Origin of the sequence: Galactobacter valiniphilus, assembly GCF_003575975.1 — a bacterium.
In the GTDB taxonomy this organism is placed as follows: domain Bacteria; phylum Actinomycetota; class Actinomycetes; order Actinomycetales; family Micrococcaceae; genus Galactobacter; species Galactobacter valiniphilus.
On record NZ_QQXK01000004.1, the window covers coordinates 120,280 to 143,492 of the forward strand.

The 23,213-nt window shown below is 71.0% G+C and carries 22 protein-coding genes and 1 tRNA gene; 14 read left to right on the forward strand and 9 right to left on the reverse strand.

Features of this window, described 5'->3' with window-relative positions:
* Positions 1-78: 78 nt before the first annotated feature.
* The 5 genes from DWB68_RS03125 to DWB68_RS03145 all read left to right on the forward strand — a co-directional run bounded on the left by DWB68_RS03125 (position 79) and on the right by DWB68_RS03145 (position 4,868).
* A complete protein-coding gene (locus DWB68_RS03125) occupies positions 79-1,278 on the forward strand; it encodes an alanine racemase (protein ID WP_119423678.1) in 1,200 nt (399 codons plus the stop codon).
* Complete coding sequence (locus DWB68_RS03130; RefSeq protein WP_199700363.1) at positions 1,275-2,615, forward strand: D-arabinono-1,4-lactone oxidase; 1,341 nt, start codon at positions 1,275-1,277, stop codon at positions 2,613-2,615. Before DWB68_RS03125 ends, DWB68_RS03130 begins: the two co-directional genes overlap by 4 nt.
* A 250-nt stretch (positions 2,616-2,865) precedes the next feature.
* Positions 2,866-3,228, forward strand: coding sequence for a GntR family transcriptional regulator (locus DWB68_RS03135; RefSeq protein ID WP_119423679.1), 363 nt, complete (start codon positions 2,866-2,868; stop codon positions 3,226-3,228).
* Positions 3,225-4,130, forward strand: a complete 906-nt coding sequence (locus DWB68_RS03140) for an ATP-binding cassette domain-containing protein (protein WP_119423680.1) — start codon at positions 3,225-3,227, stop codon at positions 4,128-4,130. The genes DWB68_RS03135 and DWB68_RS03140 overlap by 4 nt, the downstream gene beginning before the upstream one ends.
* Positions 4,131-4,142: 12 nt before the next feature.
* Positions 4,143-4,868 carry a hypothetical protein gene (locus DWB68_RS03145; protein ID WP_119423681.1) on the forward strand — a complete coding sequence of 242 codons (726 nt, stop codon included), beginning with the start codon at positions 4,143-4,145 and terminating at the stop codon, positions 4,866-4,868.
* A 216-nt stretch (positions 4,869-5,084) separates the two neighbouring features.
* Here the strand turns inward: DWB68_RS03145 and DWB68_RS03150 are convergent, their stop codons facing one another.
* Complete coding sequence (locus DWB68_RS03150; protein WP_147391562.1) at positions 5,085-5,378, reverse strand: hypothetical protein; 294 nt, start codon at positions 5,376-5,378, stop codon at positions 5,085-5,087.
* 37 nt (positions 5,379-5,415) lie between these two features.
* Between DWB68_RS03150 and DWB68_RS03155 the strand changes: the two genes are divergently transcribed.
* Together DWB68_RS03155 and DWB68_RS03160 are read left to right on the forward strand one after the other, a co-directional pair.
* Positions 5,416-6,399, forward strand: a complete 984-nt coding sequence (locus tag DWB68_RS03155) for a polysaccharide deacetylase family protein (RefSeq protein WP_147391563.1) — start codon at positions 5,416-5,418, stop codon at positions 6,397-6,399.
* 284 nt (positions 6,400-6,683) lie between these two features.
* Entirely contained in the window at positions 6,684-7,646 is a 963-nt protein-coding gene (locus DWB68_RS03160; protein ID WP_158588187.1) for a polysaccharide deacetylase family protein, read from the forward strand.
* A gap of 47 nt (positions 7,647-7,693) precedes the next feature.
* Here DWB68_RS03160 and DWB68_RS03165 read toward each other — a convergent pair whose 3' ends face one another.
* The 4 genes from DWB68_RS03165 to DWB68_RS03180 all read right to left on the reverse strand — a co-directional run bounded on the left by DWB68_RS03165 (position 7,694) and on the right by DWB68_RS03180 (position 11,861).
* Complete coding sequence (locus DWB68_RS03165; RefSeq protein WP_158588188.1) at positions 7,694-10,165, reverse strand: bifunctional lysylphosphatidylglycerol flippase/synthetase MprF; 2,472 nt, start codon at positions 10,163-10,165, stop codon at positions 7,694-7,696.
* A gap of 235 nt (positions 10,166-10,400) precedes the next feature.
* A complete protein-coding gene (locus tag DWB68_RS03170) occupies positions 10,401-11,063 on the reverse strand; it encodes a CueP family metal-binding protein (protein ID WP_119423686.1) in 663 nt (220 codons plus the stop codon).
* A 44-nt stretch (positions 11,064-11,107) separates the two neighbouring features.
* Positions 11,108-11,695, reverse strand: coding sequence for a hypothetical protein (locus DWB68_RS03175; RefSeq protein WP_147391564.1), 588 nt, complete (start codon positions 11,693-11,695; stop codon positions 11,108-11,110).
* Between the two features lie 93 nt (positions 11,696-11,788).
* Positions 11,789-11,861, reverse strand: a tRNA-Lys gene (locus DWB68_RS03180).
* A 161-nt stretch (positions 11,862-12,022) separates the two neighbouring features.
* On the opposite strand from DWB68_RS03180, the gene DWB68_RS03185 reads away from it, so the two are divergent.
* From DWB68_RS03185 to DWB68_RS03205, 5 genes are all read left to right on the forward strand, one after another.
* Positions 12,023-12,457 carry a hypothetical protein gene (locus DWB68_RS03185; RefSeq protein WP_119423688.1) on the forward strand — a complete coding sequence of 145 codons (435 nt, stop codon included), beginning with the start codon at positions 12,023-12,025 and terminating at the stop codon, positions 12,455-12,457.
* A gap of 3 nt (positions 12,458-12,460) precedes the next feature.
* Positions 12,461-13,222, forward strand: a complete 762-nt coding sequence (locus tag DWB68_RS03190) for an ABC transporter permease (protein ID WP_119423689.1) — start codon at positions 12,461-12,463, stop codon at positions 13,220-13,222.
* A gap of 290 nt (positions 13,223-13,512) precedes the next feature.
* Complete coding sequence (locus DWB68_RS03195; protein ID WP_199700364.1) at positions 13,513-14,151, forward strand: hypothetical protein; 639 nt, start codon at positions 13,513-13,515, stop codon at positions 14,149-14,151.
* 292 nt (positions 14,152-14,443) lie between these two features.
* Positions 14,444-15,058: a hypothetical protein gene (locus DWB68_RS03200; RefSeq protein WP_119423690.1), complete on the forward strand. Its 615-nt coding sequence runs from the start codon at positions 14,444-14,446 to the stop codon at positions 15,056-15,058.
* Between the two features lie 4 nt (positions 15,059-15,062).
* Positions 15,063-16,079, forward strand: a complete 1,017-nt coding sequence (locus DWB68_RS03205) for an inorganic phosphate transporter (RefSeq protein WP_119423691.1) — start codon at positions 15,063-15,065, stop codon at positions 16,077-16,079.
* A gap of 385 nt (positions 16,080-16,464) precedes the next feature.
* Here DWB68_RS03205 and pstB read toward each other — a convergent pair whose 3' ends face one another.
* From pstB to DWB68_RS03225, 4 genes are all read right to left on the reverse strand, one after another.
* A complete protein-coding gene (pstB, locus tag DWB68_RS03210; RefSeq protein ID WP_119423692.1) occupies positions 16,465-17,244 on the reverse strand; it encodes a phosphate ABC transporter ATP-binding protein PstB in 780 nt (259 codons plus the stop codon).
* A gap of 32 nt (positions 17,245-17,276) precedes the next feature.
* A complete protein-coding gene (gene pstA, locus DWB68_RS03215) occupies positions 17,277-18,476 on the reverse strand; it encodes a phosphate ABC transporter permease PstA (protein WP_119423693.1) in 1,200 nt (399 codons plus the stop codon).
* Positions 18,476-19,411, reverse strand: coding sequence for a phosphate ABC transporter permease subunit PstC (pstC, locus tag DWB68_RS03220; RefSeq protein ID WP_119423694.1), 936 nt, complete (start codon positions 19,409-19,411; stop codon positions 18,476-18,478). The genes pstA and pstC overlap by 1 nt, the downstream gene beginning before the upstream one ends.
* A gap of 115 nt (positions 19,412-19,526) precedes the next feature.
* Entirely contained in the window at positions 19,527-20,690 is a 1,164-nt protein-coding gene (locus tag DWB68_RS03225) for a phosphate ABC transporter substrate-binding protein PstS (protein WP_119423695.1), read from the reverse strand.
* A gap of 267 nt (positions 20,691-20,957) precedes the next feature.
* On the opposite strand from DWB68_RS03225, the gene DWB68_RS03230 reads away from it, so the two are divergent.
* Both DWB68_RS03230 and DWB68_RS03235 read left to right on the forward strand, forming a co-directional pair.
* A complete protein-coding gene (locus DWB68_RS03230; protein WP_158588189.1) occupies positions 20,958-22,082 on the forward strand; it encodes an FUSC family protein in 1,125 nt (374 codons plus the stop codon).
* 73 nt (positions 22,083-22,155) lie between these two features.
* Positions 22,156-23,139 (forward strand): alpha/beta hydrolase, encoded by a 984-nt coding sequence (locus DWB68_RS03235; protein WP_119423697.1) that lies wholly within the window; start codon positions 22,156-22,158, stop codon positions 23,137-23,139.
* Positions 23,140-23,213 lie beyond the last annotated feature (74 nt).

Here is a 23,213-nt window from a genome sequence, read left to right on the forward strand (position 1 = left end):
TCCCGCGCCACATCCCTGTTGGCGCCGCGTACCGCCCGATAGGCTCCGGCTCAAGTGAGTTCATCGGAAAGGACGAGCGTGCCCAACGCCACCCCCCAGCCCTTCTCCGGCTACCTCGAGGCGCTGCGCGCGGCCGGCCTGGACCGCCGCCCCGTGGCCATCCTCGACTTGGACGCCGTCGCCGCCAACGTGGCCGATCTCGCCCGCCGCGCGGCCGGCAAGCCCCTGCGCCTGGCCTCCAAGTCGCTGCGCTCGCGCGCCGTCCTGGAACGGGTCCTCGCCGATCCGGCGTTCGCCGGGCTGCTGTGCTTCACGCTCGCCGAGGCGCTCTGGCTCGCCGAGCACGGCCTCGACGACCTCGTGATCGGCTACCCCACGGCCGACGCCGAGGGCCTGCGGGAGCTCGCTGGCAACGAGCGGGCCCGCGCCGCCATCACGCTCATGATCGACTCCGTGGAGCATCTGGACTACATCGACGCCCAGGTCCCGGGGCACCCCGAGCTGCGCGTCGCCCTGGAGCTGGACGCCTCCTACCGCCTGGGCCCCGGCCTCATGGTCGGCGCCGCCCGCTCCCCCCAGCATTCGGCGGCCGAGCTCGCGAGCCTCGCGAGCGCCGTCGTGCGTCGTCCGGGCTTCGCCTTGGTGGGCCTCATGGCCTACGAGGGCCAGATCGCCGGCGTCGGCAACGCCGGGCGCTCCGTGCGCGCCGCGGCGGTGCGCGCCATGCAGGCCGCCTCGGCGCGCGAGCTGGCGACCCGCCGGGCCGAGGCCGTCGCGGCCGTCCGCCTCGTGGCCGATCTCGAGTTCGTCAACGGCGGCGGCACGGGGTCCATCGAATCCACGGCTGCCGAGGACGCCGTCACGGAGATCGCGGCGGGCTCCGGCGTCTACGGGCCCGGCCTCTTCGACCACTACACGCACTTCCACCCGCGGCACGCCCTGCACTTCGGGCTCGACGTGGTGCGCCGCCCCGCCCCCGACACCGCCACGGTGCTCGGCGGCGGCTGGGTGGCCTCTGGCGCGCCGGGCCCCGACCGCCTGCCCACCGTGGCCTGGCCCGAGCGCGTGCGCTTCCGCGGCACGGAGGGCGCCGGCGAGGTCCAGACCCCGCTGGTCGGCGAGGGTGCGGCGGGACTCCGGGTGGGCGACGTCGTGTGGTTCAGGCACGCGAAGGCCGGCGAGCTCTGCGAGCGAGTCAACGAACTGGCGCTGTTCGAGGGCGGGGCCATCGTGGGCACCGTCCCCACGTACCGAGGAGAAGGGAAGGCCTTCCTGTGAGCACGCAGCTCGTCGATCGCCTGGGCCGCTGGAGCAATTGGGGCCGCAGCGCGAGCTCCACCCCGTCCGCCGTGGCGCTGCCCGGCAGCGAGGACGAGCTCTGCTCCCTCCTCGCCGCCGCCCACCCCGAGGGGCGCCGCGTCAAGGTCGTGGGAGGCAGCCACTCCTTCACCGACATCGCCGCGACCGACGGGACGCTCATCAGCCTCGACAAGCTGCAGGGCCTCACGCGAGTTGACCCCACCACGGGGTGGGTCTCGATGCGCGGCGGCACGCGCGTGTGGACCATCTCCGACGCCCTGGAACCGTACGGCCTGGCCCTGCCGAACATGGGCGACATCGACCGCCAGTCCATCGCCGGCGCGCTCTCCACCGGCACCCATGGGACGGGGCTGGGGCTAACCGGATACTCCGGGATCGTCCGCGGGCTGCGGCTCGCGCTGGCCGACGGCAGCGTGGTCACGGCAAGCGCCGAGGAGAACCCCCAGCTCTTCCAGGCGGCGCGCGTGGGCCTGGGCGCCATCGGCGTGATCCTCGAGGTCACGCTCGCCTGCGTCCCGTCCTTTGTGGTGCGCGCCGACGAGCACCCGGTGGAACTCGCCGAGATGCTGCCGTCCTTCGTGGACCTGTGCCGCCACGAGGACCACGTGGAGTTCTACTGGTTCCAGCACGCCACGCAGGTGGCCGCCAAGGTCAACACCCGCCTGCCCGCGGACGCCGAGCGCGCCCCGCTCACGCGCCGACAGATCCTGCTGGACGACGAGCTGCTCAGCAACGGCGGCCACCGCGCGCTGTGCGAGCTGGGGCGGCTCGTCCCCGGCACGGTTCCGGCGCTCAACCGCTTCGCCACCAAGGCGCTCGCCTCCCGCGTCTACACGGACCGCTCGGATCGCATCTTCGTGTCGCCGCGGCGCACCCGCTTCCGCGAGATGGAGTACGCCGTGCCGCTCGAGGACTTCGAGGCGGTCTTCACCGAGGTCATGGCGGCGGTGAACGGCTTCGGCGCCGGGATCACCTTCCCGCTCGAGGTGCGCGCTGCCGCCGCCGACGACACCTGGCTCGGCACCGCCTCGGGCCGCGAGAGCGCCTACATCGCGCTGCACCGCTTCGTGAAGGAGGACCACGTTCCGTACTTCGCCGCCGTAGAGCCCATCCTGAAGGCCGCCGCCGGGCGCCCGCATTGGGGCAAGCTGCACACGCGCACGGCCGAGGAGCTGCGGACCGTCTACCCGCGCTTCGACGACTTCCTCGCGGTGCGGGACGCGGTGGATCCGGGTGGGGTCTTCGCCAACGCGTACCTGGATCGCGTGCTGGGCCAGGCGCCCGGCCGCGCCTGAGCCCCACCCCGCGGCCCCGGCCACGCGCCGTCGGGCACGCGCTGTCGGGCACGCGCCGGCGGGCACTGCGCCGGCGGAGATCAAGAAATCGACGGGAGATCGCCTCTGAGGCGATCTCCCGTCGATTCTTTGATCCCGGAACGCACGACGGCGCGCGCCGCCTGGGGCGGGCACCTCGCCACCCCTTGACAGTCCCCACGCTTCGGTGGTTCATTAGTCGAGTAATGAACCACCGAAGCTAGGACCGGGCATGTTCGACGAGTCGCGGCCGATCTTCTTCCAGATCGCCGAACAAGTGGAGGAGCAGGTGCTGGACGGCACGCTGCCCGAGGGCGCCCGCGCCCCCTCCAGCAACGAGCTCGCGTCATTCCACCGGATCAACCCGGCCACCGCCGCCAAGGGACTGAACCTCCTGGTGGACGCCGGCATCCTGCACAAGCAGCGAGGAATCGGCATGTTCGTCTCCGCCGGAGCGCAGGAGCAGCTGCGCCACCGCCGTCGCGAGGACTTCGCGGCCACCTACTTGACCCCCGTGCTGGCCGAGGCCGCACGCCTGGGCATCACGCGCGAGCAGCTCGCGCAGATGCTCCTGAGCACCCAGGAGGAAGCATGAGCACCACCGCCCCGGCCCTCGAACTGCGCTCCCTGAGCAAGCACTACCGCAAGCGCGGCGGCGCGGTGGCCGCCCTGGAGAACGTCAGCACCACGCTCGAACCCGAGCGCATCTACGGCCTGCTCGGTCGCAACGGTGCCGGCAAGTCGACCCTCATGGCGCTCGCCACCGCGCAGGCCTTCCCCACCTCCGGTGAGGCGCTCGTGTTCGGCCACGCGGCCTACGAACACCGCCCCACGCTGGCGAAGATCTGCTTCGTCAAGGAGTCCCAGAAGTACCCGGACGACTTCGAGGTGCGCCACGCGCTGCACTCGGCCTCGCTCGCGTTCCCCCACTGGGACGAGGACTTCGCGCGGAGCCTCACCCAAGAACTGCGCCTGCCCACCGACCGGCGCATCAAGAAGCTCTCGCGCGGCCAGCTCTCGGCCGTCGGCATCATCATCGGCCTCGCCTCGCGCGCCGAGCTGACCTTCTTCGACGAGCCGTACCTGGGACTCGACGCCGTGGCGCGGCAGGTCTTCTACGACCGCCTCCTGGAGGACTTCGCGGAACACCCTCGCACCATCGTGCTCTCGAGCCACCTCATCGACGAGGTCGCCGACGTGCTCGAACACGTGCTGCTTCTGGAGGACGGCGAGCTGGTGCTCGACGCCCCGGCCGACGAGGTCCGCGGCGGCGTCACCACGCTGCACGGCTCCACGGCGGCCGTCCTCGAGGCGGCGGGCGCCCTCCCCGTCCTGGCCCGCAAGGACCTGGGCCCCGTCACCCAGCTGACCGTGCGCGGGCGCTTCGAGGGTGCCGCCCTGGCGGCCGCCGAGGCTCAGGGCATCGGCATCGAGCCCGCCACCTTGCAGCAGACCATCGTTTTCCTGACCCGCGCCGGCGAGCGCGCCGAACTCTGACAGGAGGCTGTCATGACATCCTCACCCATCCTCGTCTCGGCCCGCGTGCAGGCCACCAACCGCAACACCTTCGTGTGGGTCCCGCTCCTCGTGCTCGGCGGCTCCACGGCCCTCACCCTCGCCATCTGGTGGGTCGTGAAGACCGCGAGTGCTGAGGCCCAGCTGTTTTCCGGCTCGGTCCAGGCGCCCTTCTGGTACCTCCTCGTGGTCGGCGCGCAAACCGTGGCACTGACCTTCCCCTTCACCCAGGCCCTCTCGCTGTCCCGCCGCGACTTCTGGCTCGGCGCCATGCTGAACTTCAGCGTCTTTTCGCTCCTGTTCGGCACGCTGCTGTGGCTGCTCGGCCTGGTCGAGCGCGCGACGGGCGGCTGGTGGATGAACGGCAGGATGTTCGCGTTTCCCCTCAAGTTGGAGGGCGGAGTGAACATCCCCGAGGCCGGTAGCCCCTGGTACCTCCTGCTCTACGCGCTGATGGCCATGATGGCGCTCTCCGTCGGCTTTGCCTTCGGCACCGTCTACAAGCGCTTCGGCCCCGCCGGCCTGACCCTCGCGATCACCGGCACCGTCGGCGCCCTCATCGCCCTGCTGTACCTGAGCATTCAAGGCGATTGGTGGCCCACCCTGCAGGCCTGGTTCCCCCTGGACCGCTTCCCCGGCAACGTCGCCATCATCACCGCGCTGATCGCCGCGCTCGGCATCCTCGTCTCCTGGGCGCTCATCCGCAAGGTGCCGGCCTAACGGCCGGAACCACCCACCCACCCACCCGACGCCGCCCGCTCACCGTGAGCGGGCGGCGTCGGGCCGTTGTGTGCCTCCCTTCGACTCCACTCATCACGATGTGACAACGTCCCCGCGGCAACGGTTCAAAGCGACGCCGCCCGGGACTACGGTGGCCAGGGTCAGGGGCGCAGAAGCCCAGTCGATGCCAAGGAGCCGCGCAGTCATGCGTCCACGTCAGCCCCGCACCATGTTGACCTCGTTGAGCCTCGCGGCCGCGCTCGCGCTCGGCGCGCTGGCCGGGTGCACGGACTCGGGTCCGTCCACCGGCGCGGCCTCGTCCGGCCCCGTGCCGTCGTTAAGCGCCGGGGCGAGCCCCTCCGCCTCGGGCGGCGTCAGCGCCTCCCCGAGCGGCGACGCGAGCTCCAGCTCGGAGCCGGGCTCGAGCCCCTCGGCGAGCGCCACGCCCGCCCCGGCCACCGACTTCAAGCCCACCGTCCCGGCGGGGGCCACCACCGTGTGGCCCGACAATTCGATGGTCCCGCACCTCTTTTTCCACTCTCTTGTGGTGGACCCCAAGACCGCGTTCGGGCTCAAGAACCGCGGCAAGGCCGCCGGCTACCTCGACTACATGGTCACGGTGGACGAGTTCAACAAGGTCCTGCAGCAGGTCTACGACAACGGCTACGTGCTCGTCTCGCCGCACCAGCTCGGCAAGGTGGACGCCAAGGGCGTCATGCACCCCACGCCGCTGAAGGTACCCAAGGGCAAGAAACCGCTCGTCTTCTCGATCGACGACGTCTCCTACTACGAGTACATGGAGGGTGAGGGCTTCCCCACCAAGCTCGTCGTGGCGCCGGACGGCAGCGTGCAGAACGAGTACGTGGCCCCCGGCAGCACCGAGAAGAAGATCGGCGCCTACGACGTCATGCCGCTCGTCGACGCCTTCGTGAAGGAGCACCCCGACTTCGCGCCGTTTGGACACAAGGGTGTCATCGCGCTCACGGGCTACAACGGCGTGCTTGGCTACCGCTCCTCGCCCAGCATGTACGGGCCCGGCGGGGACGCCGATCACAAGAACCCGAACCTGCAGACGGACATCGCCGAGGCCACCAAGGTCGCTAACGCGTTGAAGGCCTCCGGCTGGGAGTTCGCATCCCACTCCTGGGGGCACATCAACTTCACGAAGTCCTCGCTGGGCCGCATCAAGACAGACACCGCGCGCTGGAAGAAGGACGTCGAGCCCATCACGGGGCCCACGGATCTGCTGATCTACCCCTTCGGCGCGGACATCTCCGGGCTGCCCAAGTACGCGGGCCCCAAGTACGACTTCCTCAAGGGCGCCGGCTACAACTTCTACTTCAACGTGGACGGCTCCACCCCGCAGTGGGGGCAATGGGGCAAGGGCTACCTGCGCGAGGCCCGCATCAACGTGGACGGCATCTCCCTCAAGGCGGCGCTCGAGGGCCGCAAGGTGCTCTCGCACTTCTTCGACCCCAAGTCCGTGCTGGATCCGCTGCGCCCGCGCAGCATCTCCGGCACCACCTCCTGACGCCGCGCCGCCCCGCCCCACGCCAGCCCCCTCACACGCCCCCATACCCGCCCGACGGCGCGTGGCCCGCTTGAGCGAGCCACGCGCCGTCGGGCAAGTCCGGCCTCCCCTCCCGCACTTTTCGTTCAATCCCGCACGGATTGACCGGGATTCAACGAAAAGTGCGGGATCCGGGGGGCCGGGCGGGACGGGGCGGCGGCCCCGGATCACGAAGCGGTTGCAAGGGGCCGCCAGGCGGCGTGCCAGGTGGACTTTCGGGGTCGGGGTTTGTGATGGTGGAAGACATGCCCCTTCTCTCGCGTCGCTCCCCCGCGCCCGCGATCCTGGCCACCCTGTCTGTCCTTGGCCTGCTGGTGGGCCACGGCTTCGCGTCCGTGAGCGTGGCCCGCGCGGCGGAGAACGCCGCTGTCGGCGCTGCCGACGGCACAGCCACTGCGGCCTCCGTGGCCCCGTCAATCGGCGAGCGCGCCTCGGTGAAGAACGGCACCGTTCCCTCCCCCTCCGCTCTGCCGACCACGGGTCACTTCCTCGGTCACCCGCGACTGCCCGGCACCAGGACGCCGGCGCGGCGCCGCGCCGAGGCGAAGAAGAAGCCCGCCCACACGAGCGGGCCCCTGGTGCAGAAGGGCATCGACTGCGCCAAGGAGAAGTGCGTGGCTCTGACGTTCGACGACGGCCCGGGCCCCGGCACGCCGCGGATCCTCGAGGCGCTGGAGAAGGCCGGCGCCAAGGCCACCTTCTTCGTGGTGGGCAAGCAGGCCAAGGCGCACCCCGAGATCGTCAAGGCCACCGCCGAAGCCGGCATGGAGATCGGCAATCACACGTGGGATCACCCGCAGCTCTCGCGCACGCGCGCCGCCGACGTGAACGAGCAGATCGGACGCACCCAGCGGGCGGTCGAGAAGGCCTCCGGCGTGACGCCGCTGTACCTGCGCCCGCCCTACGGCGACGTCAGCAAGAAGCAGCGCAAGAGCCTGGGCATGCCGCTCGCATTTTGGGACGTGGACACCGAGGACTGGAAGACCCGCAGCACGCGCGCCACCGTGGCCTCGGCCGGGGCGGCCCGGCCGGGCGACATCGTGCTCATGCACGACATCCACTCCTCCACCGTCGACGCCGTGCCTGCCATCATCAAGAAGCTGCAGAAGCGCGGCTTCCACCTCGTGACGCTCTCCACCCTCGTGGGCGGGCACCCGAAGGAGCACGTGGGCTACGGGAAGGGCCTCGCGCCCGGCGTGCGGCGGTAAGCAGCGACGCGGGCCGGAGGGCGGCGCCCCGCCTCCCCCTTCTTGGCTTACTCGGCGCGCTCGACGAGCCGCCGGGCCATGGCCAGGGCCTCGCGGCGCGTGGCCTGGGGGAGGTAAGCCCTGGCGACAGCCAGCCCGATGGAGGGCAGCTGCAAAGGATCGGCGTACGACATCGCCATGCGACGGTGGACGGGCCGGAACTTCTTCTTGAACCTCAGCAACGAGTGGAAGCCGTAGAGCGGCTCGAGGGCTCCCGACACCCGTCCCAGCACGGCGTTCATGACGCTTCCCTGCTCCTGCGGTTCGGAGGTGGCCAGCGGGGCGCCCGACAGGCTGAGCTCCGTCCCACCGTCCTCGCGCACCCGCAGGGCGACGGAGGCGATGAGAAACTCCATGACCCCGTTCGGCCCGTCCGGCACGCGGCGCATGACGTCGAGGGTGTAGCCGCGCAGCTCGCCCTCCCGGTAAGTGGGCAGCCAGCTCGTCACGCCAACAATGCGGTCCTGGGCGTCGAGCGCCAAAGCCAGCCGCACGTCGTCGTCCTGCATTTCCTTCAGGCCGCCGAGCGTGAAGCCCATCTCCGGCAGGGCCTTGGCCGCCACCCACTCCTCGCTCAGCGCGCGCAGCGCGAGGTTTTCGCGCGGGGTCAGTTCGGAGAAGGTGCACCACTTCATGCGCAGGCCCTCGCGCTGGGCGCGCGTGTACGGCTGGCGCACCTTTTCGCCCGCCTTGCCGGCCATGCTCCACGTCTCCAGGTCGAGCACCGCCTCCTCGGCGACGGTCATGTCGGAAAAGCCGAGCTCGCGAAGCGCCGCAGCGGTGTCCTCGTGGACGCTGTAGAAGACCGGGGTCATGCCGTGCTCGTTGGCGTAGTGGATGAAGCCGCTCAGGGTGGACTGGCGATCCTCGGCGGAGCACGCCGGGTCAGAGATGGCCAGGGCCACGCCGGAGACGAGCCGATAGGCCACGGCGGCCGCGCCGCCCGGGGCAAACCAATAGGACACGCCCTCCCATGTGCCGATCCACCCCAGGCTCCCGGCATCGCGGTCACGCAGGAGTTTCACGTAGGCGCCGCGGTCGTGGGCGCCGGCCACGGCCACCCGCCGGTAGAGCCACAGCACGCCGCAGATCACGACGATCCAGAAGATGACGTCCACCCAGCCCCACGGCACCAAGGCGGCGCCGCGGTGCGGGAAGGCGGGCGCGCCCGTGTCATACAGCAGGCTCTGGGGAAGGAAGCGACCCAGCGCCTCGTCGAGCACCTCCGAGCCGCTCATCCGCTCGTTCCAGTCGGCGCGCAGCAGGAACTCGGCCAGCAGGTACCCGCCAGCGAGCACCACGAGGACCACCGCGAGGTCCACGGCCAGGCGCACGGCTTCGCGCCGCGGGGCGCGAACGGCAAAGGATCGGCGCCCGGAGAGCAACACCAGCACGACGGCGATGGGGAGCCCGATGGCCGAGGCTCCCCAGAGCACGGCCTCCAGCACATGGTCAACGCCAGCGCCGCCCACCACGACGGAGCCGGTGGACGCCGCGACGATGGCCGCGGCCGCCAGGAGCGCGGAGGTTCCCAGCCCCATGAACCATCCGGCCCGGCGGCCGGATCGCAGGCCGACGGCGGCAACGACGAGCAGCGCGAGCGGAACGGCAGCCAGCAACGCGGGCCCTGCGCCGTGCGTGATGACAGCGACGGTCTCGTTGTCGCAGATCCTGAGATCCTGGACGGCGCAACGCGCCACGAGCCGGCGGTCGACGTCGGCAAAGAGCTCGGCCGCATGGGCGATAGGCCCGCGACCGCCGCCGCTGAGCAGGCCGGCCAGCGGGCCGAGCCCCACGAGCGCGACAAATCCAGAGACGAGACGGCGGTGTTCCTCGAGGGAGGAGTTCACCCGCACGAGCGGCTTCGCGACGCCGTACCAGCGCCAACTGAGGGCCAGGCCCAGGCCGAAGGAGACGAGCCGCACCCACGAGGCCGGATCGGAGGAGTACAGCGCAAACAGCGCGACCATGACGGCGATGAGGACCACGACGCGCCGCCGCCAGAGCGTTCCGAGGCCGCCGCTCGCGGCCGTCACGGCTACGACCATGCCGACCGTAGGCGAGGCGATCCACTCGCCCTCTGCCGGACTCAAGCCGGGCCAGCGGGCGATTCCTGCCTCCGCGAAAACACCAGTCGTGACCGCGAGGGCGCCGCCGATGAGCACCGCGCCGACCGTGCGCAGCGTGCCGAGCGCGCGTTCGGCCCAGACCAGCGCGCTCAGGCTCAGGAGGACGGCGACCACGACCCCCAGGAGCGAGGCCGATCCCACGAGCGAGGACAAGGGCGTCCACCACTGCATGCGGCTCAGCGTTGCATCGGCGCTCGCGGCCCACCCGTTCTCCGGCTCCAGGCCCGTGAGGATCGCAGCCACAACGATCGCCGCCGCAAAAAGCAGTGAAAAGGGCGCCGAGGCCGCGAGCCGGAGCGCCCTGGCGGCGACGGCGCCCAGGCGGGCATCGTGCCGGGGCCGCGCGCGCACGGGCGGCGAAGGTGGCGAAGCGGGCGCCGGGCCGGCTTCCTGCGAAGAGGACACGGGGATACTGTGCCGCTTCTGCGGCCGCACGGTCGCATCGGAGACCGGAATCGGCGCAGGGTCACAGCCTTCGCCCATGTATCTTCCAGAGAACGACGGTGCGCGGCCGGGTGAGTGCTTCGTTCACCCGGGCGCGGCGTGGGTGACCCGAGGGGCGCGGCACGGCACGGCACGGCGCGGCTCAACCGAGCCGCAGGGTCGTGAGGCAGGTCGGATCGTTGGGACCCGTTCCCGTCGTCACGGAGCCGCTCTTGCCCGCCGCCTCGACGGAGACGGTCACGGCGCGGTCCGTGGGCAGCCAGAACCCGGCAAAGCCATTCGAGGCGGTGCGGCGCATCCCACTGGCCAGCACCTCCCCCGACGAGGTGTCGGTGATCGTGAAGCGCGCCTCGGTGCTTGCGAGTTCGCCCTTGCATCCCACCGGGGCGTGGAAGGTGCACTCGTGGGTGGTGGTGATGAACGGCGCGACCGAAAGGTAGAAACGATCGAGCGGCAGGCTCGCCTCCGCGCCGTCCGCGCCGGAGAGCCGCACGGCACCAGCCGTGACCGAGGCGGAGAGGCCGTCCGGGCGCTCGTTCACCGGGATCGCCTCGAGGGCCTCCACCACCGTCTCGGCGGGCGCGGAACCCAGCTCGCCCAGGCCAGCCGCAGTAAGGATTGTGACGGCGTTTCCCGAGCCCGCCTGGGCCTCGGCGCCGCCGGGCACCCGGACCCCACCCGCCGTCGCGCTCTGGGCGGAAGAACCATCCCCGGCCTCTCCGGGGGCCGTGCAGGAGCTCAGCGCCAGGAGGGCGGCGAGCGCGGGAGCGGAGATGAGCAGGTACGGGCGGCGCGAAGTCGTCATACCCCCTGAGGGTATTAGCCGAGCCTGGGTGCCCGCTGGGCGGGTCAGTCCTCTACCCAGTAGGAAGGGTTTTCGCACCACGCGGAGACGTAGTCCCCCTCGCCGGGGAACCAGCGATGCCAGGCCTGGCAGCGCACAGAAACCGGTCTCGATGCACCGAACGGGAGCTCACCCAGTTCCTCGTTCAGTTCAAAATCGGAGATGCCGTGAAGCACGACCTCTTCACCGCCCGCCAACCGCAAGCGCACCCACGACTGTTTCCCGCTTGAGACCTTGAGTACCGCCGCTTCACCCTCGTAGGCCCACGTTCGGCCCGTCACCGCGTCCGAAGGGGCAAGCCTCACCGCAGCCCATCCGGCATACGCCGCCGGGAATGCGCACACCAGGGCGAAGAAGCCCGCCATCTTCACGATCCGACGACGCCGCCGCTCGGCCAAGGGAATCTCCCGGCGTCCACCAGCGCCGGGAACCGGCGGGCGAAGCGCGCCGGCCAGCGCCATCACGCCCAACACCAAGAGGCCAAGCAACGCCACGGCACCGACCGCGAGGCATCCGTCGGCGAGCGCCTGCCAGGGCCCATACGGATGATCCGCGCTCATGCCGTCCGGAAACGCCGCCGGAAACGTCATCATCACCACCCTCGAGAGCCACCGAAGTCGGCGAGTGCCGCCCCGGATGCGACAAAGGCCCCCGCCGCGGATGCGGCGAAGACCTTCGTCAAGCAGTGGGCCCAGCGGGGGTCGAACCCGCGACCAGCGGATTAAAAGTCCGATGCTCTACCAGCTGAGCTATAGGCCCGTAGCCGGCGCGGACGCCAACTACCGCGTCGATTCTTCCATACCGCGCGGCCCCGAGGCGCCGCGGCCTGCCGCCCGCCGGCCAGCCCAGCAACCCGTCGCTCCCAGCCGGGCTTGATTCAATGGAGACAGACCCGCCGTCCCCAAGGAGCACCCACCGCCATGCCGGCCCCCGCCACCCGCGTCCTCGCCCCGCTCGCCTGCGCAGCGAGCCTCGCGCTTGCCCTGACCGCCTGCACCGGCAACCCCAAGATCATGGTGGGCAGCACCACCTTCGCCACCTCGGCCGAGCTCGCGGCGGCGATGGACAAGGCGGGGATGGCGTGCAACGACGTGAAGCTCGTGCAGCAGACGGACAAGGTCAGCATGAGCACCTGCCAGAACCCCGACTTCACGTCGCTGAACATCGTGGTCTTCCACGACCCTGCCGCGCTGGCCCAGCTCGTGAACCAGGCGGCGGCGCGCGACGGCAAGGACGTCACCGCGACCACCACCATCTACGGCAACAACTGGGCCACGATCGGCTCGGCCAAGGACGCGGACACGGTGAAGAGCGCCGCCGAGAAGCTCGGCGCCACGCTCGCCACGGCGGCGTAACCGATGCCGGGGCTCACCCACTGGCTCCTCTTCACCGCGGGCCTCGCGGCGCTCGTGGCGGCCGGCGTCCTCATCCTGCGCTCGCAGCGCGTGGGCCTCGGCGCCCTGCCGTGGATCGCGGTGCTACGCGCCGCCGTGCAGCTCGCGGTCGTGGCCCTACTCATGCGCGGCGTGCTCGAGTGGTGGTGGGCCCTCGCGGCCTTCCTGCTCCTCATGCTGGTCACGGCCGGCTTCACGGGCGCTGGCCGCGCCTCCGGGCTCCCGCGCGGCCGGGCCGCTGCCCTGCTCGGCATCAGCGCCGGGGCGGTGATCTCGGTCGGCGCGATCGTTGGCCTGGGGCTCGTTGAACGCAGCTCGCAGGAGCTCGTGGCGATCGCGGGCATCCTCATCGGCAACGCCATGACCGCCTCGACGCTCTCCCTGCGCCGGCTCGCCTCGCTGCTGCGCGACCGCCACGGCGAGGTCGAGGCCTGGCTCGCCCTCGGCGCCACGCCCACGCAATCCACGGCCGAGCTGCGCCGCGAGGCCATCCGCGAGTCCCTCATCCCCAACCTCGACCAGACCAGGTCGACGGGCCTCGTGACCCTGCCGGGCGCGTTTGTCGGCGCGCTCTTCGGCGGCGCCTCGCCCCTCGAGGCCGCGGCCTTCCAACTCGTGGTGCTCGTCGGCATCTTCCTGGGCCAGTCCGTGACAGCAAGCCTGGCCACATGGTGGGCGGCCGGGTCGCCGCTCCTTCCAGCGCCCGACGGCGCGTCCGGCGCCTAAGCGGGACGGCACCCAAGGGTGCCCTTCCGCCCTGAGGCGACGCCCCGCCGTCGTGCCGTGGCGCTCACGGCCGCGTCGTCGAACGGTGGCCCCGCCGCGCCGTCGTGCTCTTTCCTTCGCCTTCGCCTTTGCCTTGCCCTCCCCCGCTTCCCCCCTTTGTCCGCGTACTGACCAGTCGGTCCGCGAGCGGCACCCGAATCCCCGGGTTTTCGGACCACACCGGTGTGCCCTTGGAGAAATACCTGCTCGCCCGGGGCCGCACCCAGGCGCGGGCGGTACCCTCGGTGGCGATGTCTTCAGGAACCCGGCGCCAGTACCACCGCCCCACCCTCTTCACCTCCGACATGATCGATCGCTACGAGGGCGGAGCCGATCCCGCGCGCCTCTCGGAGGCGGCGCACGTGACGGCCGGGGCGCTCGTGAACCGCGGCCGCGCCAACGAGGATCCGGTGGTGCTGGAGAAGCTCATCCGCCTCGCCGACGCCGAGGGGCTCGAGGAGGTCGCCGAGCTGTGGTCGGCCTCGCCCGCGCAGACCCTGCCCGGCACCCTGTGGCGGCTGTACGCGCTGCGCCGGACCGTGCTGCAGGACCCCGAGCGGCTCGCCGCGTACTTCCGCGACGGCCGCGCCCAAGCTCCCGTGCACCAGGCGATCGCCGGCGTCGCTGAACCGCCAGGGCCCCAGGAGCTCGTCGACATGACCACCGCGATCCTGGCCGGCGCCTTCACGGGCGACTATGACGTCGCGTTGCACCGGGCAGCCGCGTTCTGCCGCGTCGTGGCGCTCGGGGAGACCGCGCACGCCGACGCCGCCGATCTGGCCGACCCGCAGCGCGGCTCCGCGCTCACGCGCGCCGCCCACCGCCTGGGCGGCACGGCCGACGATCTGGACGCCGCGGCCGCGCTCTGGCGCGACGGCGACCTCAGCTAGGTCCGCTCAAACGCGGGCGCCCCGGGGGGCGACTACGCGGACAGCGCACCAGATTGACGCGCCCGCTCGGCGAGCAGCACACTGGTGGGGCGACGTCGGGCTGCGGCAGCCCCGGGCTCCACATTTCGCCGCCTAGAGCGGCCTTCCGCCGAGAGGCGCTCCTGGTCCGGCGTCGCTTCAACTTCCCTCCCGCGGGCTTCCTCAAGCCCCGAAAAGACGCGCCAAAATCCCGGTTCACCCGGTATCGGTACACTGGCCACGCATCCCCACCGCGCATGTCGGAAAGGTCGTCGTGAGCCTGCGTTTTTTCCCCAGTGAGACCCGGAGCCTGAGCCTCCTGACCTCCCTGGCCGATGTGTTGCGTGAGGCCCTCGCGACCGCGTCCGAGCTCTTCTCCGCCGAGGAGGCCGGCGCCGGCGCCCTGCGCGAGCGGCTCGAGGCCCTCGAACTGAAGTCAACGGATCTGCACTACGCGCTCCTGACCCACCTGCGCACCTCGTTTGTGAACCCGCTGCCGCGCGAGGATCTCTACACCTTCTCCAAGCACCTGGCCCGCGCCATCGGCTTCGTCGCCTCCGCCGGTTCCAGCCTGCCGCACGCCGCCGACCGCCGCAGGGACCGGGTCACCGAGCTCCTGGAGATCCTGGGCCGCCAGGCCGACCTCAGCCGCAAGGCCCTCGCTGGCCTGGGCCGGCTCGAGGAGCTCGAGGACCTCTGGCTCGACCTCCTGCGCCTCTCCTCCCGCGCCCGCCGCACGCAGCGCGCCTGGCAGCTGGATCAGGCCGGCGAGACCAAGGTCTCCACGGTCGTGACGCAGCAGGTGCTCGCGCGCGACCTCCAGGGCGCCTCGGACGCCCTCCTCGGCTTCACCGACCACCTGGGGCACGTGCTCGTGAAGGAATCCTGAGCCGGTGGAATCCCTCCTGCTCGTGATCACGCTGGCCGTGCTGGCCGGCGTGACCTTCCTCAACGGCTTCCTCGACGCCTCCAACGCGGTCTCCTCCGCCGTGCGCACGCGGGCCCTCACGCCCCGACTCGCGATCATCATCGTCTCGCTCTTCACGGCGACGGGCACCTTCCTGGCAACGAGCCTCGGCTCCACCCTAGCCGATCGTTTCCAGTCCTCCGTCCCGCACGGCCCGGCCGGGCTCGTCACGGTCCTGTGCGGCCTGCTCGCCGCGGGCACCTGGGGCCTGTTCACGTGGTGGAAGGGGCAGCCGTCATCTTCCACGCACGCCATGCTCGCCGGCCTCGCCGGCGCCGGGCTCGCCGCCGCGGCGGTGGGCTTGGAACACCCGGCCGACGCCGCCGCCCTCCTCTTGCGCCAGGTCCTCCTGCCGCTTGTCGTCACCTCGCTTCTGGCACCAGTGCTCGCGTACGCGCTGGTGATCCCGATCGTCTGGTGCCTGCGGCACACTCCCCCGCGCAAGATCAACGAGGCCGGGCGCTCAGCGCAGGCCATCGGCGCCGCGGCCGTGGCGCTCGCCCACGGCGTGCAGGACGGCCAGCGCGCCGTAGCCATGACGGTGGTGACGGTCTCCGCGGCCGGGCTGGCCGTGCCAGACGGCTCGATGATCTGGCTCGAGGTGTGCGCGGCCCTGCTCCTGGGCGGCGGCGTGCTCGGCGGCGGCTGGCGCATCACCCACACGCTCTCCACGCGGCTCGTGACGCTCGACCCCCTGCGCGCCGGCGCGGCCAACGCCGTGTCCGCGACGCTGCTCTTCGTTGGCGCCTTTGCACTCAAGCTGCCGATCTCCTCGACACAGGCCGTGACGGCCGCCCTCGTCGGCGCCGGCATCAACCAGCGGCACAGCACCGTCAACTGGGCCACGGCCCGGCGGATCCTGGGTTTCTGGCTCGCGACACCGCTCGCGTGCGCGCTCCTCGCGGGCACGCTCATGCTGGCCGCCTCGCCGCTCCTGCGCTGATCTCTCCCCCGTCCGCGTACTGACCAGTCGGTCCGGTCACGGTACTGCCTGCCACGGGTTTTCGGACCGTGTCGCGAGGCAAGGGGGGCCCGAGCATTTGCTCGGCGCTTGGTCCGATTTCGTGCTTCCCGGGGTGCCGTTCGCGGACCTACTGGTCAGTACGCGGACACGAGAGCACGCGGGAGGTGTCACCCAGCCCGGCCACGCGCCGTCGGGCGCCGTCGGGCGCCGAGAAGCGCACGGCGCCCTCCTGAGCGCACGGAAACGGCGGCGAGGCTAGTGCCTCGCCGCCGTTGATCCCCCTCAGAATCCCCCGGCTCGCTCTCCGGGGCCCCGCCCTGCTCGCGCCGCACGGACGCGCCACAGGGAAGTGTGTGTCAGCCGATCACCCGAAGCGGCCGGAGACGTAGTCCTCGGTCGCCTGTTCCACCGGGTTGTTGAAGATGGTGGAGGTCTCGGCGTACTCGATGAGCTTGCCGGGCTTGCCGGTGCCGGCGATGTTGAAGAACGCGGTCTTGTCGGACACACGCGCGGCCTGCTGCATGTTGTGCGTGACGATGACGACCGTGTACTCGTTCTTGAGCTCGTTGATCAGGTCCTCCACGGCCAGCGTGGAGATCGGGTCGAGCGCGGAGCAAGGCTCGTCCATGAGGATCACGGAGGGCTCCACCGCGATGGTGCGGGCGATGCACAGGCGCTGCTGCTGGCCGCCGGAGAGGCCGGAACCGGGCTTGTCCAGGCGGTCCTTGACCTCGTTCCAGAGGTTGGCGCCGCGCAGGGACTTCTCCACGATGGAGTCCGCATCCGACTTGGAGAGGCGCTTGCCGTTGAGCTTGAAGCCGGCGAGGACGTTCTCCTTGATGGACATCGTGGGGAACGGGTTAGGGCGCTGGAACACCATCCCGACCTGGCTGCGGACCGTCACCGGGTCCACGCCGGGGCCGTAGATGTCGTCGCCATCCAGGAGGACCTTGCCCTTCACGTGGGCGCCGGGGAGGACCTCGTGCATGCGGTTGAGCGTGCGCAGGAAGGTCGTCTTACCGCAGCCGGACGGGCCAATGAAGGCCGTCACAGAGCGGGGCTCGATGTTGATGTTCACGCCCTCCACGGCGAGGAACTTGCCGTAGTAAACGTTGAGGTCATTGGCGTCGATGCGCTTGGCCATGAGGTGTCTTCTTTCGTGAAAAGTGAGGGGGATCAGCGACCGGCGGTCTTGGGAGCGAGCCACTTCGCGACGGCGCGGGCCAGCAGGTTCAGGAGCATCACCAGGATGATCAGGACCAGGGCACCGCCCCACGCGCGGATCATGGAGGGCTCCGGCGCCTGTGGCGCGGTGGGCGTGGTCAGCTGGTAGTAGATGTAGACCGGGAGGGCCATCATCCAATCCTTGACCAGGTTCCAGTTGGTGGCCACCGTGAAGCCGGCGGTCACGAGGATCGGGGCGGTCTCGCCGACCACGCGGGCGATGGCGAGGGTGACGCCCGAGGCGATGCCGGAGATGGCCGTGGGCAGGACCACCTTGAGGGTGGTGCGCCACTTGCGCACGCCCAGGGCCGCGGAGGCCTCGCGCAGCTCGTTCGGGACCACGCGGAGCATCTCCTCCGTGGAGCGGACCACGATCGGGATCATGATCACCGAGAGCGCGATGGCCGCGGAGAGGCCGATGGTCTGCGCGCCGGGCTGCGCCCCGAAGAGCTTGAACACCGCGAGCATGAAGCCAGCCGCGAAGAGGCCGGCCACGATGGACGGGATGCCCGTCATGACGTCGACGAAGAAGCGGATGACCTTCGAGAACACGTTGTCGTTGCTGTATTCGACGAGGTAGATCGAGGCGAGCAGGCCGATCGGGACCGAGATGATCGTGGCGGCCGCCGTGATGAGCAGCGTTCCCACGAGCGCGTGGGCGATGCCGCCCAGGATCGGGCCGGTGCCAGCCTCGGCGGCGCGGTCGTACTTGCCCGTGATGCCCTGCATGTCGGAGGCGAAGAAGCCGGGCTGCGTGATGCCCTGCCAGCCGTTGGCGATGACGGTCCACATCACCGAGATGAGCGGCACCAGCGCGATGAGGAAGGCGCCGATGATGAGGTTGCGCCACAGGCCGTCGGTGGCCTTGCGGCGGTTCTCCTTGACGAGGGTCACCACGTACATGCCCACCACGTAGGCGATGGCACCGATGATGACCCAGCCGGCCACGTTGAAGCCGATGAGCGCCATGATCGCGGCGGAGAGCACGAGGGCTCCCGCACCGACGGCGTACGGCGTCCACTTGGGCAGCTGGCCCGCGGTCAGGCGGGAGCGTCCGTGCCTGCGCTCGGGACCGGCCGGGGCGTCCCCGGAGGCGGTGGCGGCGATCGGCTGGGACACGGAATCCTCCAGGGGTGTCTTCTGCGTGGTCATCAGTTGGCCCCCGAGAATTCCTTGTGGCGGTTCACGATCCAGCGGGCGGCCAGGTTCACGACGAGCGTGATGACAAACAGGGCCAGGCCGGCGGCGATGAGTTCGTTGTAGCGCAGGCCGGAGGCCTCGGGGAAGTTCGCCGCGATCTCGGCGGGGATGGTGTTGTTGCCCTCGGAGAGCAGGTTCCAGCCCAGGGCACCGGAGGAGAGGACGAGGGCCACGGCCATCGTCTCGCCGAGTGCGCGGCCCAGGCCGAGCATGATCGCGGAGATCACGCCGGGGCGGGCGAAGGGAAGCACCGCCATCTTGATCATTTCCCAGCGCGTGGCGCCGAGGGCCAGGGCGGCCTCCTCGTGCAGCTTGGGCGTCTGGACGAAGATCTCGCGGGAGAGCGCCGTGATGATCGGTAGGACCATGACGGCCAGCACGATCGAGGCGGTGAGGATGGTGCGACCCGTGGCCGAGGGATCACCGAAGAGCGGGATCCACCCGAGGTAGGTGTGCAGCCAGTCGTAGATCGGGACGAGCAGCGGCGCCAGGAAGAGCATGCCCCACGCGCCGTAGACGACGGAGGGGATGGCGGCGAGCAGATCGATCACGTAACCCACGGGCTTGGCCAGCTTGCGCGGAGCCACGTGGGAGATGAAGAGGGCGACGCCGATGGCAACCGGCGTGGCGAAGAGCAGCGCGAGGCCGGCGGCCAGCAGCGTGCCGAGCACGAGCGGCCAGACGTAGCTGAAGAAGGACTCGCCTGTCAGTTCGGCCGGGCTGGCCACGAGGGCCGGGTAGGCGTTGACGACCAGGAAGAGCGTCACGAACAGCAGGACAACCAGGATGAGGGCGCCTGCCGCGAACGTCAGACCGGAGAAGAACTTGTCTCCGGCACGACCCTTCTCGCCCGCGGTCAGCGGCGAGGGTGCGGTAACGGTGGTCACGCGGACTCCTGAGGCTTAGTGGGGGGGACGGATCGGTGAGGGGGATCCAACGCGTCCGGCCCGAGACCGGGGACGGGCGGCGCTCGCCGCACCCTCCCCGGTGCTCAGGCTCGGATCACTTGGCGACCGTGATGGTCGCGATGGCCTTGGCGGCCTCGTCGGAGATGGACGCGGCGAGCGGCGCCGAGCCGACCTCGTCCTGCGCGGCGGTCTGGCCGGCCTGCGAGGACACGAAGGTGCCCCAGGCCTTAACCATGTCGACCGTGTTCTGGTCCTTGTAGGTCTGGCAGAAGATCTGGTAGCTGACCATCGTGACGGGGTAGCTGCCGGCCGGCGCGTTCGAGTAGTCGATCTCGACGGCCATGTCGTTCTTGTTCGTCGACTCGACGCGCTTGGACGCCTCGACGATCTTGGCGGCGGCCTCCTCGGTGGGGACCACGTACTCCTCGCCCACCTTGATGGAGGCGTGGCTCAGGTTGGTGGCGGCGGCCAGGTCGGCGTAGGTGATGGAGCCCTCGGTCTGGGCGGCGAGGCCGACCACACCGGAGGTCTTCGCGGCGGACTCGCCGGCGAGGTCGGACGGCCAGGCCTTGGCCGGGTCCCAGGACCAATCGGAGGCCGCAGCGGAGTGCAGGTACTCGGTGAAGTTGTCGGTGGTGCCCGACTCGTCGGCGCGGTGGATCGGGGTGATCTTGGCGTCCGGCAGGGTCACGCCCTCGTTGAGGGCGGCGATGGCCGGGTCGTTCCACTTGGTGATCTTGTTGGAGAAGATCTTGGCGACGGTGGAGGCATCCAGGTTCAGCTTGTCCACGCCGGAGAGCTTGAAGCTGACGGCGATCGGGGCGATGTACACCGGGATGTTCATGGCGCCCTCGGGGCCACAGAAGGTCTGGACCTGCTTCTGCTCGTCGGCATCCAGCGCGGCGTCGGAGCCGGCGAACTGCACCTGGCCGGCGATGAGCTTCTTCACGCCGGCGCCGGAGCCGTCCGGGGAGTACTGGACCTTGAGGCCGGACTGCACGGACTTGATTCCGTCGGCACCCTCGGCCCAGGCGGCCATGGCGGACTGCTGCGAGGAGGCGCCGGAGCCGGTCAGCGTGCCGGTGACCTGGGGGGCATCCGAGGCGCTGGCGGAGCCCGAGGCGGAGCCGGAGCCGGAGCCGGAGGTGCCCGCACCGGAGCTGGAGGTGCCGGGGTTGTTCGAGCCACCGCAGGCTGTCAGGCCAAGGGCAGCGATGGAGAGAACGGCGGCCGCCTGGCCGATACGGGTGAGCTTCACGAGCTGGTTCCTCTTTCAGAGCCGATCAAGGGGGGAGTGTCCCCGGGTCACTACCGCGCACGTTCGAGTGCCCGGGCTGGCGCGCCGTTCCCGACCCGCACCAGTGACGCTAAGCAGGCAGGGTGAATCGAGTCCCCGCCCAAGGTGAACACCAGGTGAACTGTGCGACCGACACGCCTGTGAGACCCGCCACGTCGCCCCGGGATACCGTCAAGAAACAGCGGATTAACGCCCCGGTGCGAGGATGAGGCCATGAAGCACCCGGCCTTGACTCGCACCGGACACCGGCTCAGTTCACGCTGGAGGGCGGGCCTGCGGCGAGTCCGCGTCTCGCTCCCGAAGATCGTCCTGGCCACGGTGGGCTCGGTGTTCTCCTATTGGTTCGCCGAGGAGGTGCTGGGCCACCCCGGCCCGCTCTTTGCCGCGACGAGCGCGCTCATCTCGCTGAACTTCGCCTCCACCTCCCATGTGCGCCGCACGCTGGAGGTGGCGCTTGGATGCACGCTCGGCATCGCGGTGGGCGACCTCATGCTCATGGGCCTGGGCCACGGGCTCTGGCAGGCGGCCGTGGTCGTGTTTGCCTCGCTCGTCATCTCGCGCTTCCTGGATTCCGGCGTGGTCTTCTCCATGCAGTTCGGGCTCCAGGCCCTGCTCGTCGTGCTGCTCCCGGCGCCGCCGGGCGGCCCGTTCACCCGCTCGCTGGACGCCGTGGTTGGCGGCGTCGTAGCGCTCATCCTCATCGCCCTGTGGCCGCGGGATCCACGCCGGGCCCCTGCCAAGGATCTCTCGCGCCTGTTGCGCACGGTGGCCGGGATCTTGCGGGACCTCGGCACCTCCGTGGCCGCCGACGATGCTCAGCGCGCCTGGCACACGCTCGTCGAGGCACGCGGGACGCAAGGCCTCGTTGACCTCTCGGCGCGCGAGCTCACGGAGGCCGAGGAGCTCGCGCGTCTGCTCCCCACGGCCCGCCGCCACCGCGGCGAGGTCGCGGGGCTGCGCGACCTGAGCCGGCAGGCGGACCTCGCCGTGCGCAACGTCCGCATGACGTGCCGCCGCACGGCCTCGCTCATGAGTTACGGGGCCCTGGACCCCGCCGCGCGCGCGTCGCTCTCCGAGCTCCTGGATTCGCTGGCCGACGGCGTGGCCCTCCTGGGCGCGTCGGTCGCCGAGACCTCGCCGGGCGCCAGGGACCGGCTCCGCGCCAAGGCGCGGGACACGCTCGTCAACTCCGCCGCCGCGCTGGACCCGGATCGCCTGGGTGGGGACGACCCCCAGCTCACGGGCCTGCTCATGCAGCTGCGCCCGCTCGCCGTCGACCTCTTGGAGGCCGCCGGCGTGCGTCACGAGGAGGCCGTGGCCTACCTGCCCTCGCTGCGCTCGGTCGGGGACTGACGCGGCCGCCCTCCGCGCACCGAGCGAGGTTGCCCCGGGGCGGCGGCGCCGCTCCGCGGTGCACAATGAGCGCATGAACGATCGGCTTCCAGCTGGGTGGGCCCAGGACTTCCTCGGCCCGGACTTCGCCGCGCTGTCACTTCCCCTCGGCCAGGACGCGGAGGGCGAGTTGAGCGCCACCCTGGTGCGCTACCTCGGCGAGCGCGCCTCCGGCCCGGACGCGCCGTGGGAGGGCGCCGACGTGCTCTATGTGCATGGGTGGACCGACTACTTCTTCCAGACGGAGCTCGCCCGCCGGATCGCCGGGCTCGGCGCGCGCTTCTTTGCCCTGGACCTGCGCAAGTACGGCCGCAGCCTGCGCGAGGGCCAGACCCCCGGCTACATCGAGGACCTCTCCGGCTACGACGACGAGATCGGTGCCGCCCTGCGCGCCATGCGCACGGCGCACTCGGGGCGCCGGCTCGTCCTCCTGGGACATTCGACCGGCGGGCTCACGCTGAGCCTGTGGGCGCACCGCCACCCCGGGCGCGCCGACGCGCTGGTCCTGAACGCCCCGTGGCTCGAGTTCCAGGCCTCCGGCGCCGGGCGCCACGCGCTCGCGCCCCTCGTGGAGGCCGGTGCCAGGGTGGACCCGCGCGCCACGCTGCCCAATGTCGACTTCGGTTTCTACTCCCGCGCCGTGTCCTCGCGCTTCGACGGCGAGTGGGACTACAACGAGGCCTGGCGCCCCGAGCGCGGCTTCCCCGTGCGCCCGGGCTGGCTGCGCGCGATCCTCGCCGGCCACGCCACCGTGGCCGCGCGGCTGAGCATCGACGCGCCGATCCTCACGCTGCTCTCATCCCGCTCCACCTTCTCCACGCGCTGGGCGCCGGAGATGGCCAGCTCCGATTCCGTGCTGGTGGTGGACGAGATCGCCGAGCGGGCCACGCGGCTGGGCCGCTCCGTCACGATCGAGCGGCTCGACGGCGCCCTCCACGACGTCTTCCTCTCGCCGGCCCCCGTGCGCGGGGCGGCGTACGCCGCCCTGACTCGTTGGGCGGTGGGCCACCCGCTCTAGGAGAGCGGGCGCCGTCGTGCAGTTTTCACTGCACGACGGCGCGTGGGCGCCCGCCGCGTCGTCGGGGCCCGCCG